The sequence below is a fragment of the Brucella pecoris genome, assembly GCF_006376675.1.
Taxonomy (GTDB): Bacteria; Pseudomonadota; Alphaproteobacteria; order Rhizobiales; family Rhizobiaceae; genus Brucella; species Brucella pecoris.
In genome coordinates this window covers 38,812-54,441 of sequence record NZ_VEWK01000011.1, presented here as the reverse complement: position 1 = coordinate 54,441, position 15,630 = coordinate 38,812, and the positions used below count along the sequence as shown (strand labels likewise).

Sequence of the window (15,630 nt, the reverse complement as noted above, 5' to 3'; positions counted from 1 at the left end):
ACAATGCCGCTTCAGCAGTGTATTCAATTATGAATCAATTGATCCGGACAGTTACAAAACGCAATTCTCCCGAACGGGAAGCCAACATCAGAAGAGCATTCTTGCGCCCTTCGCGACGCAGCGCATCAATACGCTTTTTCACGTCCTCGGGTGTCTTCACAGTCACCTGTCCGATATCGACGATAACATCGCCGGTTTCGATACGTTTCTCACCTGCGGCTGAGCCGGGGGAAACATACAGGACCGCAACACCTTCCACATCTTCTGCAATGCCAAATTCTCCGCGAACATCGTCATTCAATTCGCTGAGCTTCATTCCAAGCACGCTCGGAGCGGCATCGCTTTTCTGTTCTTTTTTCTGTGTATCCGGCGTTTGTGTGCCTTCGTCACCGCCCTCGCCTTCAGGAAGTGGAGCCTGATCTTCCGCGGCAGCCTCGGTGCTCTTGTCATCCTCGACCAGACGTCCAAGCTTCACTTTAACAGTCTTCTCTTCGCCCTGACGAACCACAACGATCTCGACTTCCTTGCCGACAGGAGTTTCCGCGACCAGTCGAGGCAGATCGCGAGCCGTATCGACCGGCTTGCCCTCGTAGCGGATCACGACGTCACCGGCTTCAATAGCCTTGTTGTCAACGCCGGAGTTTTCGATCAGCCCGGCAATCAGCGCACCCTTGGCTTCCTTCAGTCCAAGACTCTGGGCTATATCCTCGGTTACCGGCTGGATGCGTACGCCGAGCCAGCCACGGCGAACCTCGCCGAACTCCTTGAGCTGGTCGATAACACCCACTGCCATTTCAGCAGGGATGGCAAAACCGATGCCGATAGAACCGCCCGATGGAGAAATGATCGCCGTGTTGATACCGATCACCTTGCCGTCCATGTCGAACAGCGGACCGCCGGAATTGCCCCTATTGATGGCCGCATCGGTCTGGATGAAGTCGTCATAAGGGCCGGAATTGATGTCGCGCTTGCGGGCCGAAATGATACCAGCCGTTACGGTTCCACCGAGCCCGAAGGGATTGCCGATTGCAAGCACCCAGTCGCCGATACGCGCTTTTTCCGAATTGCCGAACTGCACAGCTTTCAGCTTGTGCTTGGACGGATCGACCTTGAGGATTGCCAGATCGGTCTTGATGTCTTTTCCAACCAGTTCCGCTTTCAGCTTGGAACCATCGTTGAAATTGACTTCGATTTCGTCCGCATCGGCAATGACGTGATTGTTGGTGACGATGAAGCCCTTGTCGGCATCGATGACGAAGCCGGACCCCAGCGACTGGACCTTGCGCGATTCGTCGCCCTGCGCACCTTCCTTGCCACCGAAGAAGTCTTTGAAATATTCCTGGAATGGAGAGCCTTCGGGCACCTGCGGCATTGGAACCGCGCCGTCACCTTCACCGTCTTCCTTGACGGTTTGCGAGGTCGATATGTTCACGACCGCATCAAGCAGTCCTTCGGCCAGATCGGCAACTGAAGCCGGCCCCTGAGCCGCGATTGCCGGAGGCGTTCCTACCGAAAGAGTGCCAGCGACGGTCATCGCTCCCAATGCCACGGTTGCGAAAAGAGTGCGAACAAATCCCGCCTTTGGTGCAATTGCCATGAAGCCCTGCTCCGTTCCTGTCTGCTTGCAGTCGTTTGATTAGCGATAAGTCGCTGCAAAATACGGCCTGTTTACGGCCCCGCATAGACTACAAACAATAAATAACAGAAGGAAAGCGGCTTATCCCCTGGCAAGCCAGACAATACCAACGCCGATTGCAAGCGCCGCAATCCCGGCGATGCGTAACATATTTTCAGGCGTTTCGCTTGCTTCACGGGCAAGTTTCTTCGCCAAAAAAGGAAAGCCGCCGTAGAGCAGCCCTTCGAGAACGAAGAGAAGACCTACGGCGGCTAGAAAATCGCTCATGAGCGTTTGACCCGGTTTACTGGGCAGGGGTTGCCAGCTTGCCGCCAGCATCACGGAAGAACTTGAAGAACTCCGAGTCCGGCGAAAGAACCAGCGTTGTATCCGGTGTTTCAAGCGCTTCACGATAAGCGGACATCGAACGATAGAAGGCAAAGAAACCAGGATCCTTGCCTGCAGACCCTGCGAAGATTTCACTGCGCTGGGCATCGCCTTCACCGCGAAGGATTTCCGATTCCTTTCGCGCTTCGGCGATCGTTTCCACGACCTGACGATCAGCGACAGCACGAATACGCTGGGCAGCTTCACGACCACGCGCGCGTAGGCGCTCCGCTTCGGCGAGGCGCTCTGCCTTCATGCGGTCATAGGTCTGCTGCGAAACTTCAGCCGTCAAGTCTGTACGACGAATACGCACATCGGCAATGGTAAGGCCGAGCGACGTTGCGTCCGGGCGAAGCTGGTCACGAACTTCGCGCATCATGTCGCCGCGCTCTTCCGAAAGTGCCGCTTCAAAACCACGCTGGCCGTAAACGCTACGCAACGCAGCATCGAGACGGGTACGCAGACGCTGTTCGGCAAGCAGTGTGCTGCCCGAAACGGTTTCACGGAACTTGCGGGCATCGGTGATGCGATAGACGAGAAACGCATCGACGTCATAGAACTTGCCGCCCGAAACCTGAACACGAATATCGTCCAGATCGAAGCGCAGCAGGCGATCATCGATCAACTGCACCGTGTCTGCGTCAAGAAACCCGAAAGGCAGCTTGAAGTAGATGCCCGGTTCCGTCTTCACATCAACGATCTGACCGAAGCGAAGCACGATGGCCTGCTGACGCTCGGAAACGATGAACGTGGCGGAGTAGATCAGGAAAACGATGACGGCGATGATACCGCCAATGATTGGAAGCCTGTTCTGGGCCATTACTGGGCACCTCCGCTCGGGGTCGTCGTGGTCGCATTCACACCGGGGCGTGGCTGCTGGCGCATGAGTTCGTTCAGCGGCAGATAAGGCACGACATCCTTTCCAGGTTCGACAATAACTTTCTTGGTGCTCTTCAGCACCTGTTCCATCGTTTCGAGGAAGAGACGGTTACGCGTCACTTCCGGCGCCTTCTGGTATTCACCGAGAACCGAGCTGAAACGCTGCGCCTCACCTTCCGCGTCCTGAACAACACGGTTCTTGTAAGCGGCTGCTTCTTCACGAAGCTGGGCTGCTTCACCGCGGGCCTGACCAAGCTTCTGGTTCGAATACTGGTTTGATTCTTCTACGAAACGGTCTTCGTCCTGTTCGGCACGCTGAACTTCATCGAAGGCATCAGCCACTTCACGCGGCGGCGCGGCATCTTCGATGGATACGGCGTTGACCTGGATACCCGCCTTGTAGGTGTCCAGCGTCTGCTGAACGATATCGCGTACGCTCGCTGCAATGGCCGAACGGTTGTCGCGGAAAACGTCCTGAGCCGGACGACGACCGACGATTTCGCGGATCGCGCTTTCAGAAACCTGCTGCACCATCGCATCAGGGCTATCAACGTTGAAAAGATAAGCCTGCGGGTCCGATACACGGTAAAGAACCGAGAACTGAACGTTGACGATGTTCTGGTCGCCCGTCAGCATGAGGCCCTGCGTTGCACTTCGGTTGCCCTGCCCACCAATATTGATCTGCTTTTCGACGATCTGCGCCTTCTCATAGGTTTCGATCGGCCACCAATGGAAATGCAGGCCTGGTTCGGACACTTCATCCTTCGGCTTACCAAAGCGCAATTCAACGGCGAGTTCGTCGGGCTGCACGGTGTAGATCGACTGATAAAGCCAAAAACCCAAAACTGCTGCGCCGATAAGGAAAAGAACGCCGCGATTGCTACCGCCCTTGCCACCACCACCGGGGAAGACCTGCTTCAGACGATCTTGTCCTTTACGCAGAATATCTTCGAGATCAGGTGGTGTGTTCTGGCCGCCGCCACGCGGGCCCTTCGGTCCTTGTCCCCAAGGGCCGCCATTATTGTTGTTATTGTTATTATCGCCGCCGCCGCCCCATGGACCGCCGCCACCATTCTGATTACTCCAGGGCATCCTCACCTCTCGTCCGGGTGACGGGAAAGCGAGTTACCCACTCCCGTCATCAACTAATGTTTCCGTTTTATAGGCATCGCGAGGTCCGCTTTCAACGCGAAGACGTCAAAATTCGTGAACTACGCTTTACACAGCACGTTTTTCGTACACGAAATAACGTGTTGGATGGCTATCCTTCTCTCCGGCGGACACATCCTCCTGCGAAACGACGCACCACAGTTGCGGATCGATTTCTGGAAAGAGCGTGTCTCCGTCGATCTCGGCTAGAACACGGGTCAGGTGAATGCGGTCCGCGAGAGGCAAAGCCTGCGCATAAATCTTCCCGCCGCCTATGATGCAAACTTCCCCGACACCCATGTCAGCAGCCAGTTTTCGCCCGAGCGCTATCGCCTCATCGAGAGAACCGACAATACCTGCACCTTCAATCTGAAATCCGTTGTCCCTCGTCACCACAATGTTGGGCCGTCCCGGCAAGGGCCGCCCGATGGATTCCCAGGTCCGTCGACCCATGATAACCGGCTTGCCGAGCGTCAGTGCCTTGAAGCGCTTGAGATCGGTTGAAAGCCGCCACGGCATGTCATTGTCACGTCCGATGACGCCATTTTCGGCGGCGGCGACAATAATCGAAACTATCGGCCTATTTGCGGACATGACGTACCTCAGACCGCAATCGGCGCTTTGATCGTCGGATCGGCTTCATATCCTTCAAGCTGAAAATCCTCGAAACGGAAGGCAAAAAGGTCCTTCACGTCCGGATTGATCCTCATCGTCGGCAATTTCTTTGGCGTGCGGCTCAGTTGCAGGCGCGCCTGGTCGAAATGATTGGCGTAAATATGCGCATCACCAAGCGTGTGCACGAACTCTCCCGGCTTCAGACCCGCAACTTGCGCGATCATCATCGTCAACAATGCATAGGACGCAATATTGAACGGCACGCCCAGGAAAATATCCGCAGAACGCTGATAGAGCTGGCAGGAGAGTTTGCCGTCGGCGACATAGAACTGGAAAAGACAGTGGCATGGCGGCAAAGCCATTTCGTCGACCAATGCGGGGTTCCAGGCCGACACGATCAGACGCCGCGAATTGGGATTTCCATGCAGCATCTTCAGGAGATTCGCGATCTGATCGATATGGCGGCCATCCGGCGCCGGCCATGAGCGCCACTGATAGCCGTAAACCGGACCAAGGTCGCCATTATCATCCGCCCATTCGTCCCAGATCGAGACGCCATTCTCCTTCAGATAGGCGATATTCGTGTCGCCTTTCAGGAACCAGAGCAGTTCATAGATGATCGAGCGAAGGTGCAGCTTCTTGGTCGTCAGAACCGGGAAGCCCGCTTCGAGATTGAAGCGCATCTGGTATCCGAAAACCGACCGCGTACCTGTACCCGTACGATCGCCACGGTCGACGCCGTTATCGAGCACATGTTGAAGAAGATTGAGATAGGTACGCATGGCGATGATCCAGAACCGATTCGTTTCGAGTCCACTATAAAGAAAAACCCCGGTGTGAGGGCACCGGGGCTTCGGATTCAGAAAATCGCTGTGGATCAGAGGCCGCCGAGTTTTCCGAGCTGTTTGGCGACCAGATAATAGAAGGTGACGCGATTCTTGTTGCGATCGCCCTTCATGACTTCAGCAACATGCGCAACCACCTCATCGCCCTTGGCTTCGTCGTCGATGCCGAGTTTCTTGGCAACCCAGTTGGTGCGGACGCGCTTCAATTCTTCCGGGTCCGTTGCCGAAACGAGCGAGGAATCGCGATTGCGCAGCGCAATGCCCAGATGCTTGACGATCTTGTCGACTACAGCTTCATCGGCACCGGCATCGTAGCGACGGACATCCGCGAGATATTCACTCATATATCCACTCTCCTTCGAATGGGGTACAGCACCCCGTTTCAGCCACGGAATCCGGCTATACAAGAATTTACTTGCCGGCCCCGATATGTTGCGAGGATTGACCAGCAAATGCAGGCTGTCAATGAAAAATGAACGCAAGGGCTGGTTGTCGAGGCCCGCAGGCAAAACCCGTTAAAAACTGTGCACCCTCTTCCAATCACGATCAACCGCGCCTATATACGGCGTGTCGGCGCAAGCTGACTATGGTGATAAACGGACGGTGTAATAAACCTATTGGACCCGGGGGCGGTACCCGGCGCCTCCACCAGAATACAGATCAATCAGGCGGTTTGTATTGTGGCGGGGGCGAAATAGGATCGACAAGGGTGTAAAGATCGCTCTTTTACTCGGCATGATACCACCGTTATCGGGTCAATTGAGTAGTTGCAAATGACAACAAAGCTCAGGGTTATGCTCTCGCTGCCTAATGGCGGTGCGGGAAACCCACTCTAAAGTCCTTAGGGTTAGCCCCTTAAGGCGGGGTTCGGAGGCACCTGGCAACAGAAGCCTCCACTTTCCCTTTCCCAAAGCCTATGCAGCGGCAGCTTCCGTATCCAGTTCGCTCGCCTTGCGCGAAAGAACGATCTGCGTCAGCACGAAGGCCGTCAGCGCACAACCGGCAATCCCTCCGGTCATCGGCAGAGCCGTTCCATCAAAGAATGAACCGGTTACACCAATCGCCACGCCGCCAATCACAAAATGCAGCGTCCCCATCAGCGCAGAAGCGGTTCCTGCAATCTCCCCGTGATCTTCGAGAGCGAGCACCGCCGTTGTCGGGATGACGAGCCCCAAGAAGCCATATCCCACGAACAGGAACCCCGCGATCAGCCATAGCGACTGATGCCCCATGAGCGCGGCTGCGAACATGGCGAGCATTGCCGCTGCAAATCCCGAAACCGCAAATCGCATGACACGACGAAGTCCGAAGCGCGATCCAAGCCACCCATTCAGTTGTGAAACACCGAAGAACGACACCGCATTGGCCGAAAAGGCCATCGCATACTGCGTCGGCGTCAGCCCATAATGGTCGATCAGCACGAACGACGAATTAGCGAGATAGACAAAGAAGGAAGCGATCCCAAAGCCGCCGACGGAAACCAGCCCGAGGAAATAACGATCCTTCAGCAGGCGACCGTAGCCGCGCAAAGCGGTACCGAGATTACTTTCAAGGCGTGCTTCGGCCGTCCGCGTTTCTTTCTGCGCCGTCGCAACCAGCACTATTCCGATCGCAGCAGCGACCAGAACGGCCCAGAAAACACCGCGCCAACCGAAGAAGCTGATGATGATCGAGCCGGTTAACGGTGCCAGGATCGGTGAAATGGAGAAGACGAGCATCAAAAGCGACATAAGACGCGCCGCTTCGACACCTGTGTGAAGGTCGCGCACAACAGCGCGCGGAATAACCATGCCTGCAGCAGCCCCTAGCCCCTGCACGAAACGGAACAACACCAGCACGTCTATATCCGTCGCCAGAGCAGAACCGATGCTGCCGATACCGAACAGCACCAGACCGCCATAAAGCGGGAGTTTACGCCCGACCATGTCGGACAGCGGCCCGCAGAAAAGCTGTGCAACCGCGAGAGCAATGAAAAAGGCCAGAAGACTCATCTGCACGGCACCCGTTTCCGCATGCAAATCGGCGGCTATGGTGGGCAGAGCTGGCAGATACATATCGATCGCAAATGGGCCAATGGCGGAAAGAAGGCCAAGAACAATGGCATTGCGCACAAGACTGGAAGCCATGGGGGACGCGCTTTCATCAATGTTTCGTGAGATTCCCGCACCGATTTCGGGTCTCCGGTTTTGCTTGGGAGGATGGCGCCATCGGGCTCGCAAAATCGGCACAGGACAGGTAAATATTTGTATTCACTACCAGTTTTCTTTTCACCTTGATGATATCGACCCGTTTCTCAATATGGCCGACACTCGAAAAATCAGTAGCGAAAAGCATTCTATACGCAACGTCAAAACAGTTTTGACACTAATGTCAAATTAGACACCATTGTCCAAAACGTCAAGCTATCTTATGTTGGGGTTATGAAGCCTACTGACATATTTGACATGGCCGTCCTGCCCGAGAAGCGCGCCGTATCCGAAAAGGGCCTGAATTCCGCGGCGGTAAAGCCCGGACAGTGCATGAAGCGCGACTTTATTTTGTGCTCTGCGGCGCGCGTTTTCAATCGCGACGGGTTTCAAGGCGCGAGCATAGACCTCATTGCCAGCGAAGCGGGCGTGTCGCGTCAGACGATCTATAATCACTATCGCGACAAGGAAGCGTTGCTTGCCGCCGTCGTCGAGGATGCGCTCGCACGCATGAATGCGAGCCTGTTCGCGGTTCTGGCCACCTTCCCCCAGACTGGGGAAAATCTGGAGCAGGATCTCGTGGCTTTTTCCATCCGCATGAGCCGGAACTGCATATACGATCCGTCCGGTGCGTTCCTACGCAAGATCATGCAGGCCAACGAGACCAACCTGCCGCTTGCAGCCAGTATCTGCAATACGAAAGGCCCGGCACAGGCTATCCCTGCTATAGCTGCGCGTCTGGCTCGCCTTGCAATGGACGGCCATCTGCGCATTGATGACCCGGATCTGGCGGCACGCCATTTCATGGCGCTGATCAATGCCGATACGCACTACCACATGCTCACCGGCCAAGGCATAGATGACGCAATCATCGAGAAAAGCGCCGTTAATGGGGTGCGCACGTTTCTGATGGCTTTCGGATGCAGATAGAGTAACGCCCATTTGTTGCGCTCAAAAGTTGCGTATCTTTCTATCATAGATACCGCCTGTCGCAATTTCAGGTCATATATCATCAGTTCCTGCGAGAACGAACTTGACATCGACCTCCGAATCCGTGGGATAAGCAAACCATGGTACAGGACCTAATCCGTTACGATATTCTCGCTCAGGAAGCCCTACGCGGCGTCATTCGCAAGGTACTTGCGGAGGTGGCCAAGGCTGGCTTGCCAGGTAACCATCATTTTTTCATCACGTTCCTGACAGGAGCGCCCGGTGTGCGGATTTCCTCGCGCCTGAAGGAAAAATATCCCGAGCAGATGACTATTGTTTTACAGCATCAGTTCTGGGACATGCTTGTCACGGACCAATTGTTCGAAGTTGGCCTATCCTTCGGCGACATCCCCGAAAAGCTGACGGTTCCTTTTTCGGCAGTCCGCGGCTTTTATGACCCTTCGGTAAATTTCGAACTCGAGTTCGATGTCGCGGTCGCACAGCCGGAAAGCGACAATGACGAAGGCGGCAATGTTGCCCCCATCGAAATTGTCCCGACAGATGCGCCAGTCGAAAAGGCAGAAAAGCCCAAATCGAAGTCACGCAAGACTGCTGCCGAAAAAGAAGCCGCTGCATCCAAGGACAGCAATGCAGATGACGGTGCAGATAAGGACGGCAAGCCTACGGCTGATGTTGTTTCGCTGGATGCCTTCCGCAAGAAGTAATCCTGCACCTGCCATCTCTGCCCCACGAATCTGCCAAATTTCCCGCTGGTTATGCTGTCCTGTTTGACAGGACAGTTCATCTCACTGTTGATTGCAATCAATGGTGAAAAATAAACAGACGTTTTATACTCTGTCCTGACGGCAACCAGTTCAGGAATGAGTTCAATGATTCGTGCAATTGCTCAGGCAGTGTTGTGGATAAGCGGCATCGTAGCTGCTTTCTTTGTGGCAAAAGACGAACCCAACTTTCCTCTTCTGCAGATGACGGTGGGGCTCATACTCCTCATCCTGGTGTCCTTGGCCATCTGGTGGTTCACCAATCCAAAGGACCCGCAGAAATAGTACCAGCCCATTACGAACTTGCGAGACCGAGCCGAAACGCGGTAATTTTTCCAAAACCCTCAACATTTCCGCGTGGTTCCATGAGCGACATCGTCAATCTCAGGCAATTCAAGAAGCAGAAAGCCCGCACTGAAAAAGAAAAGCAGGCTGATCAGAACCGCATTCAATTCGGTCGAACGAAGACTGAAAAAGCTTTCGCTCGCACGGAAGCGACGAAAGCGGAGCGGTTTCTGGACCAGAACCGTTTGGAAAAAAGCGACAAGCCGGACGAGGAAAAGTAACCGTGTCGGGTCCGCTACGCAAACATTCCGTCAGTATTCGTGGGCATGCGACCAGCTATACGCTTGAAGACCCATTCTTCGAATTGATCGAAGAAATCGCGGCCACACGAGAGCTTTCCGTTGCGGCCCTGATTGCAGAAATCGACAGCGAGCGTGACAGATCGATCAACCTGTCGTCCGCGCTCAGACTCCACGTTCTCGACTGGCTTAAATCCAGAGTAACTCACGGCTGAGGCACAGGAACCGCTGGTGTCTGCTCCAGACTCTTCAGAAACTCGTTCAAAGATTGCCCACCCTCCGGCGATGCCAGGGGATCTTTCGACCCGCCCGCCGGTCCCTCTTGTGGCTTCTCTGCTTCAAGCCGCTGAGCTTCCTCGGCGGTTTTCCGAGCCACTTCGCGCGCACTAGCCTCAGCACGGCGTCGCGCCTCTTCCTCACGTTGCGAACGGTCCCGTTCCGCTTCATCCGCTTCGAAAAGCCCAAGCTGGCGACGAAGACGCTGTTTCTCCATGAGGCTCGCCTGCATGGATTCAACGCGTTCCTGTTCGCGCTCAAGCGCACGTTGAGTCAGGAACTGAACCAAAGGCTGTCGGTCGAATTTCACCTCGGGTGCGCTGTAGCTGCCACCAAGCGAAATGGCCACCTGCGGAGCGATGCCAGTGTCAGCGCCGTCGCTATTCCGGAACGTCAAGGTGCCGTTTCCGCCGATACCAAGCGTCGACAGATCGAATTGCAAATCACTGAGAAGCGCAGCATTTCCGTCATTCAGATTGGTTGCCGCCATGCGTGCGACGCCGCCACTAACTGTAAAATCGAACCGTGCATTACCTGGCGCGAATACGCCTTGCCCCGTAGCCTTGTCGGCAATACCGACAAATTGCTTGGAAGCCAGCTTGTCGGATCCGGAGGACTGATCCCCCATCATATCGGCGGCTCCGATCATTGCAGGTAATGCCGCTCCGTCCAGACCGTTAACGGTAAAATTCTCCACGTCAAAACTTGCCGTTCCCGCAAGCGAACCGATCAACGCTGCAACGCTCTCGCCACTGCCGTTCAAATTCACGGCAGCTTTCACCACGCCACCCAGCGGAGCAGCACCATCCTCCAGACGATAGAAATCCTTGAGGTTCGCGCCACTCCACTTGATCTCTGTCGAGAGGAGAGCGTTTTTGTCGCTGTTGCTCAGAGAAACATTGCCGACGAGATACCCGCCCGCCCAATTACCGGTCAACTCGTTCAACTGAAGACCGTCCATGGTCTTCTGGAGCCGTGTGGAAAACTCCGTGGCAGTTCCGAACCCATCCATATGAGCCCGGGCCACGTTGAGTTTCATATCCAGCAGCAGTGGTAATGAAGGTCGAACCGCGAATGCACCGCGTGGCCAGATGGTCTTTGCGGTGGGTTTTGCCGGCTCGAATGCATCCTGCCCCAGCATGATTGCTGCAAGGCTATCGACCTCGAGCGTGGCAAGCTTTGCTTCACCCTTCAACTGTGGCAAGCCACTATCGGCAAAATTGGCCTCCAGTCGCGCTGAAACATCTTCTCCATCCAGCTTTCCGGCCAGATTGGGAAAACGTAAAATACCCTTTGCAAACTGGAAATCGCTGGTCAGATCCGCCGAAAGTCCTTCGCCGAAACCAGGCAACGCGAAACCGGCTGTCGCGATGAACGGTTGCAGATCGGCAGACTTCAACTGTGCCTTGCCGCTGGCAGCTATATCGCCGCCGACCAGCGAAATCACGCCATCGGCGGCGGCCGAGCCATCAGGTGCCGCAAGCTTGAGCTGAGTCCGCATACCTGCACTCGGCGCGCCCTGCATGTTCAGATCGGCAGTAAGCTCGCCAGCAAGCCCCAGGGGCAATGTGGGCAAGCCTATCAGTGCAAGCACAGCTTCGCCTTGATCCGACGTTGCAGTACCATTCAACTGCATCTGCAACGGCTCGCTCTCGCCCTCACCCCCGCTCGCTGTCCCCGAAAGATCCAGTTTCATACCACCTGTTTTTCCGGTGACGCTGAACGAAAACTCTCCAACACCGGGAACGTTTTTGGTCTTTACTTCAGCAGGCCGTGCGCTCTTGCCCTTGGATGCCGTGCTTTTCGCGGGTGCCTTGTCGGCCTTCGGCACGGACGGCGCCACCGCATTGGCGATGACATTGATTTCGCTATCTTCGAACAGCCCTGGAAAATTCGCCGCCCGCATCGAAAGCGCATGAAACAGCGGTAGCTGAGGATACCGATTAGCCATCAGGGAAAGGAAGCGCGAAAGATCACCGGACAGGATCGTCGCATCGAGCGAACCGGAGGGCGTATTGACGAAAGGTTCATACGTGCCTGTTGCAGTCAACGTGGTGCCCGCAACATCACCGACCAGAAGCCGGTCGAAATCGAAGCGACCGTCGTGCAGCCTGAGCGCCATATCGACATTACCGGCTTCCATGTCCTGATATCGGACGGGACCGGCCTTGAACGCCAAGTTCAGCGACTGGCCATCGAGAAACCCTAGCCCCTCACCCCCTGAGAAAAAGGTGATAAAGGCTTGCAGGGCCTCGCTTTCCACCGTGCCGCCATTAAGCGCGAGCGTAAGTGCAGGTTGGGCCAAACCCTTTGCCTCGCGAACAAACGATCCTTTGAGTGACGTTTGCCCCAACGCGATTTCGAGATTATCGATCCGCTGCATCCCATCGCGAAGATCCACGTGTCCGGAAAATCCCGCACCTTCAAGTTTGCGCACGGAATCATCAACAGTCTCGTTGAGCCAGCTTGCCAGGCCGGACGGCTGGCGCGAGGCGACGAGTATGTCTCCCTTAAAGCCGAAATCCTTTCCAACGGAGAGCGTCCCTTTGGCTTCGACCTTGGTCCGACCAGGAAGATCGGCAGCGAACTGACGAATATTCCAATTGTTTCCGTCCGGCTCAGCGCTCACTGTAACCGAACGTATCGTCGTGCCCCCTGCAATAACTGCAGGCAGGCGCAGATCCACATTGCCAGGTATGCTCGGAATAGGAAGCTGTTCAAGAACCCGACGCGCTATCGCAATGCGATCCGGGACGGGCATCGCAGAACCGGATTGCTCTTCGCTGACAGCTTCATTCGGCCCCCAGAACAACTGCTGCCCGTCGGCGCTGACCTCGAAACGCGGCTTGTCGCCATAATCGATGAATGCCTTCCCATTCACCACATATGGATTGTCAGTCGGTCCCTGCTCCATGCGGAATTCACTGGCATCGAAGCGACTGCGATCCGCCTTGAACTTTCCGCTTACGCGCACGCCACTGAAAAATGGCGTTTCTGTCGGTATTTTCTGGTCTTTCCCGGCTTTGGCAACCATATCGGAAGAGCGAAGCGAAAAATCACCGGCATAATCGAGCCGCCCGTCAGTGACGGTCACATCGCCATCCGTCTCGAAAGTAGCTGGGATTGCATCCGGCGAAATGCGTGCACGCACGCGCAGCGAACCGTCCGGCTTTGCCTCGCCGCTCGAAAGATCGATCGCCAGCTTTTCACCCTGAAGAACGAGACTTCCGTTTGCCTGCCACGGGCCTGCAAGACTGTTTGCGGAAATCACGGCGTTGAGTTCCGTTGCTGTATGACTGCGACCGCTTGCTTCTTCGCGAAGGGTAATTGTTCCGTCGCTGACGGAAAGCCGTTCCAGCTTGATTTTCGTCGGATCGAGCGGCGTCGACGGGCGAATTGCCCAATCAACCTTGCCACTTTTGTCGAGAGAAATTGTAGCGCGGGGACGATCCACGCGCATATCGAAAATCAGAAGCTGGCCGCGCAGAAACGGCATCAGTTCTGCATCCATCGAAAACGTATCGACCGTCATCACCGGATGAGCCCCATCGGCACCAACGCGCACATCGGAAAATGCTACGGAGGGAAATGGCAAAAGCCGCGCGCTGACATCACCGGCGACCTTGACAGGGCGCCCCAAAACGCGGCTCGCCTCGCGCTCGAAATCGGCACGATAGCCGCTCCAGTCAACAAAAGGCGGCACGACAAGTGCTGCCGTCAACAGCAACACGAGAAGCCCGCCGACGATGACGAATATGCGGCCCAAGAACCAGCTCCGGTCAAACAGATTGCAAGTTAGCGCGAAACAAAGAGTGAATCACGCTGTCTTTATCTGCGCAACATAACGGCATCGATCCGGCGACAACAAGGCAAATTGCATCGCAGCCACATCGATATGCACGCCTGCCTGAATCAAACTCTTGGCAAACCCGTCCAAACGGCTGATTTGAATCACGAAATCAGTATTTTGCCGGGGTTCATGATGTTATCGGGATCGAGTGCGTTCTTGATGGCACGCATGTAATCCGTGGCTTCACCCAGCTCCATGGCCAGATACTTCATCTTGCCCTGCCCGATGCCATGTTCGCCGGTGCAGGTTCCCTCCATGGCAATGGCGCGCTTGGCCAGCCGATCCATGAAAGCCTCCGCACGCTCCATCTCGCTCACATCATCCGTGTCGAGAAGCAGGAGAAGATGGAAATTTCCATCCCCCACATGGCCGACAATCGGTGCGATCAGGCCGGTTTCGGCCAGATCCTTTTCCGTCTCGCCAATACAATCGGCCAGGCGCGAAATAGGCACGCAGACATCGGTGGAAACGCCCTTGCAACCGGGCCTTAGCAGGAAGGAGGCGAGATAGGCGTCGTGACGCGCCCGCCAGAGCCGGTCACGCTCCTCGGCATCGTGCGTCCACTGGAAATCGCCCCCACCATTGCCTGCAGCAATTTCCCCAAACAGTTCCGCCTGTTCGGCAACGCCACTTTCCGTGCCGTGGAACTCGACGAACAGATAAGGCTGCGCCTCGTAAGGCAGTTTGGAATGGAGGATCAGCGCCTGCATCTGAAGCGTGTTCACAAGCTCAATACGCGCAACAGGAATGCCCATCTGGATGGTTTCGATCACCGTACGGCAAGCCGAATCCACGTCCGGGAAAGGACAGATACCGCCGGAAATCGCCTGCGGAATTCCCTGCAGTTTCAACGTCAGCTCGGTAATGATGCCAAGTGTTCCCTCTGCTCCGACAAGCAGCCTCGTGAGATCGTAACCCGCAGCCGTCTTCTTCACACGCTTGGAAGTCTCGATCAGCCGCCCATCGGGCATCACAGCTTTCAGCGCCAGCACATTCTCGCGCATGGTCCCATAACGCACCGCATTCGTGCCGGACGCACGCGTGGAAGCCATACCACCGAGCGTGGCATTGGCACCCGGATCGATCGGAAAGAACAGTCCGGTATCGCGCAGATACTCGTTCAGTTCCCGGCGTGTGATGCCGGGCTCCACCACACAATCAAGATCTTCCGCATGCACGGCAATCACCCTGTTCATGCGCGTGAGGTCAAGAGATACACCACCGGCGGGTGCATTGACCTGCCCTTCGAGTGATGAACCGGCACCAAAGGCGATGACAGGAACACGATGTTCGGCACAGATGCGGACAACGTCCTGCACCTCCTGCGCAGTCTCGGCAAAAATGACGATGTCTGGCGCCTGTGTCGGCACATAGGTCGTCGTGTGGCCGTGCTGTTCGCGGATAGCCTGACCGGTCTGCGCACGCTCACCGAAACGCTGCTTGAGAACACCCACTGCTGCTGCAATACCGTTCTCATTGCGTGCAAGCGCGACAACATTCTCAAGCGACATCGTTCATTCTCCGAAATTCAT

Annotated in this window: 15 protein-coding genes and 1 other RNA gene; 6 read left to right on the top strand and 10 right to left on the bottom strand. The window is 55.7% G+C overall.

Features of this window, described 5'->3' with window-relative positions:
• Window positions 1-34: 34 nt before the first annotated feature.
• The 7 genes from FIB18_RS18555 to FIB18_RS18525 all read right to left on the bottom strand — a co-directional run bounded on the left by FIB18_RS18555 (window position 35) and on the right by FIB18_RS18525 (window position 5,834).
• Window positions 35-1,597, bottom strand: coding sequence for a Do family serine endopeptidase (locus FIB18_RS18555; protein ID WP_140022111.1), 1,563 nt, complete (start codon window positions 1,595-1,597; stop codon window positions 35-37).
• 120 nt (window positions 1,598-1,717) lie between these two features.
• Window positions 1,718-1,903, bottom strand: a complete 186-nt coding sequence (locus tag FIB18_RS18550) for a DUF2065 domain-containing protein (protein WP_140022110.1) — start codon at window positions 1,901-1,903, stop codon at window positions 1,718-1,720.
• A 16-nt stretch (window positions 1,904-1,919) separates the two neighbouring features.
• Window positions 1,920-2,822, bottom strand: coding sequence for a protease modulator HflC (gene hflC, locus FIB18_RS18545; RefSeq protein WP_140022109.1), 903 nt, complete (start codon window positions 2,820-2,822; stop codon window positions 1,920-1,922).
• On the bottom strand, window positions 2,822-3,973 hold the full coding sequence (hflK, locus tag FIB18_RS18540) for an FtsH protease activity modulator HflK (protein WP_140022108.1): 1,152 nt from the start codon (window positions 3,971-3,973) through the stop codon (window positions 2,822-2,824). Before hflK ends, hflC begins: the two co-directional genes overlap by 1 nt.
• A gap of 126 nt (window positions 3,974-4,099) precedes the next feature.
• The gene (locus tag FIB18_RS18535) at window positions 4,100-4,624 is read right to left on the bottom strand and encodes a dihydrofolate reductase (RefSeq protein ID WP_140022107.1); all 525 of its coding nucleotides are present in this window, start codon (window positions 4,622-4,624) and stop codon (window positions 4,100-4,102) included.
• Window positions 4,625-4,632: 8 nt separating this feature from the next.
• Window positions 4,633-5,427, bottom strand: a complete 795-nt coding sequence (locus FIB18_RS18530; protein ID WP_140022106.1) for a thymidylate synthase — start codon at window positions 5,425-5,427, stop codon at window positions 4,633-4,635.
• A gap of 95 nt (window positions 5,428-5,522) precedes the next feature.
• Window positions 5,523-5,834, bottom strand: a complete 312-nt coding sequence (locus FIB18_RS18525; RefSeq protein ID WP_140022105.1) for a DUF2853 family protein — start codon at window positions 5,832-5,834, stop codon at window positions 5,523-5,525.
• 186 nt (window positions 5,835-6,020) lie between these two features.
• On the opposite strand from FIB18_RS18525, the gene ssrA reads away from it, so the two are divergent.
• Window positions 6,021-6,388, top strand: a transfer-messenger RNA (tmRNA) gene (gene ssrA / locus FIB18_RS18520).
• A gap of 16 nt (window positions 6,389-6,404) precedes the next feature.
• Here ssrA and FIB18_RS18515 read toward each other — a convergent pair.
• The gene (locus FIB18_RS18515) at window positions 6,405-7,616 is read right to left on the bottom strand and encodes a multidrug effflux MFS transporter (RefSeq protein ID WP_105542220.1); all 1,212 of its coding nucleotides are present in this window, start codon (window positions 7,614-7,616) and stop codon (window positions 6,405-6,407) included.
• Window positions 7,617-7,910: 294 nt separating this feature from the next.
• Here FIB18_RS18515 and FIB18_RS18510 point away from each other — a divergent pair, with 294 nt between their 5' ends.
• The 5 genes from FIB18_RS18510 (at window position 7,911) to FIB18_RS18495 (ending at window position 10,187) form a co-directional block, all read left to right on the top strand.
• On the top strand, window positions 7,911-8,606 hold the full coding sequence (locus FIB18_RS18510) for a TetR/AcrR family transcriptional regulator (RefSeq protein ID WP_140022104.1): 696 nt from the start codon (window positions 7,911-7,913) through the stop codon (window positions 8,604-8,606).
• 140 nt (window positions 8,607-8,746) lie between these two features.
• Window positions 8,747-9,331, top strand: a complete 585-nt coding sequence (locus tag FIB18_RS18505; protein WP_140022103.1) for an SspB family protein — start codon at window positions 8,747-8,749, stop codon at window positions 9,329-9,331.
• Window positions 9,332-9,496: 165 nt separating this feature from the next.
• Window positions 9,497-9,673: a hypothetical protein gene (locus tag FIB18_RS25020; RefSeq protein ID WP_174977453.1), complete on the top strand. Its 177-nt coding sequence runs from the start codon at window positions 9,497-9,499 to the stop codon at window positions 9,671-9,673.
• 80 nt (window positions 9,674-9,753) lie between these two features.
• The gene (locus FIB18_RS18500) at window positions 9,754-9,954 is read left to right on the top strand and encodes a DUF4169 family protein (RefSeq protein WP_140022102.1); all 201 of its coding nucleotides are present in this window, start codon (window positions 9,754-9,756) and stop codon (window positions 9,952-9,954) included.
• A 2-nt stretch (window positions 9,955-9,956) separates the two neighbouring features.
• Entirely contained in the window at window positions 9,957-10,187 is a 231-nt protein-coding gene (locus FIB18_RS18495; RefSeq protein ID WP_140022101.1) for a ribbon-helix-helix domain-containing protein, read from the top strand.
• On the opposite strand, the gene FIB18_RS18490 is transcribed toward FIB18_RS18495, so the two are convergent.
• The gene (locus tag FIB18_RS18490; protein ID WP_140022100.1) at window positions 10,178-14,014 is read right to left on the bottom strand and encodes an AsmA family protein; all 3,837 of its coding nucleotides are present in this window, start codon (window positions 14,012-14,014) and stop codon (window positions 10,178-10,180) included. The two genes, FIB18_RS18495 and FIB18_RS18490, sit on opposite strands and share 10 nt — an antisense overlap.
• Window positions 14,015-14,199: 185 nt before the next feature.
• On the bottom strand, window positions 14,200-15,609 hold the full coding sequence (locus FIB18_RS18485) for an FAD-binding oxidoreductase (RefSeq protein WP_140022099.1): 1,410 nt from the start codon (window positions 15,607-15,609) through the stop codon (window positions 14,200-14,202).
• Between the last annotated feature and the right edge of the window lie 21 nt (window positions 15,610-15,630).

Excerpts from the sequence above, each read along its gene's own strand:
- FIB18_RS18555 (WP_140022111.1), bottom strand. The coding sequence starts at position 1,597 with ATGGCAATTGCACCAAAGGCGGGATTTGTTCGCACTCTTTTCGCAACC.
- FIB18_RS18550 (WP_140022110.1), bottom strand. The coding sequence starts at position 1,903 with ATGAGCGATTTTCTAGCCGCCGTAGGTCTTCTCTTCGTTCTCGAAGGG.
- hflC (WP_140022109.1), bottom strand. The coding sequence starts at position 2,822 with ATGGCCCAGAACAGGCTTCCAATCATTGGCGGTATCATCGCCGTCATC.
- hflK (WP_140022108.1), bottom strand. The coding sequence starts at position 3,973 with ATGCCCTGGAGTAATCAGAATGGTGGCGGCGGTCCATGGGGCGGCGGC.
- FIB18_RS18535 (WP_140022107.1), bottom strand. The coding sequence starts at position 4,624 with ATGTCCGCAAATAGGCCGATAGTTTCGATTATTGTCGCCGCCGCCGAA.
- FIB18_RS18530 (WP_140022106.1), bottom strand. The coding sequence starts at position 5,427 with ATGCGTACCTATCTCAATCTTCTTCAACATGTGCTCGATAACGGCGTC.
- FIB18_RS18525 (WP_140022105.1), bottom strand. The coding sequence starts at position 5,834 with ATGAGTGAATATCTCGCGGATGTCCGTCGCTACGATGCCGGTGCCGAT.
- FIB18_RS18515 (WP_105542220.1), bottom strand. The coding sequence starts at position 7,616 with ATGGCTTCCAGTCTTGTGCGCAATGCCATTGTTCTTGGCCTTCTTTCC.
- FIB18_RS18510 (WP_140022104.1), top strand. The coding sequence starts at position 7,911 with ATGAAGCCTACTGACATATTTGACATGGCCGTCCTGCCCGAGAAGCGC.
- FIB18_RS18505 (WP_140022103.1), top strand. The coding sequence starts at position 8,747 with ATGGTACAGGACCTAATCCGTTACGATATTCTCGCTCAGGAAGCCCTA.
- FIB18_RS25020 (WP_174977453.1), top strand. The coding sequence starts at position 9,497 with ATGATTCGTGCAATTGCTCAGGCAGTGTTGTGGATAAGCGGCATCGTA.
- FIB18_RS18500 (WP_140022102.1), top strand. The coding sequence starts at position 9,754 with ATGAGCGACATCGTCAATCTCAGGCAATTCAAGAAGCAGAAAGCCCGC.
- FIB18_RS18485 (WP_140022099.1), bottom strand. The coding sequence starts at position 15,609 with ATGTCGCTTGAGAATGTTGTCGCGCTTGCACGCAATGAGAACGGTATT.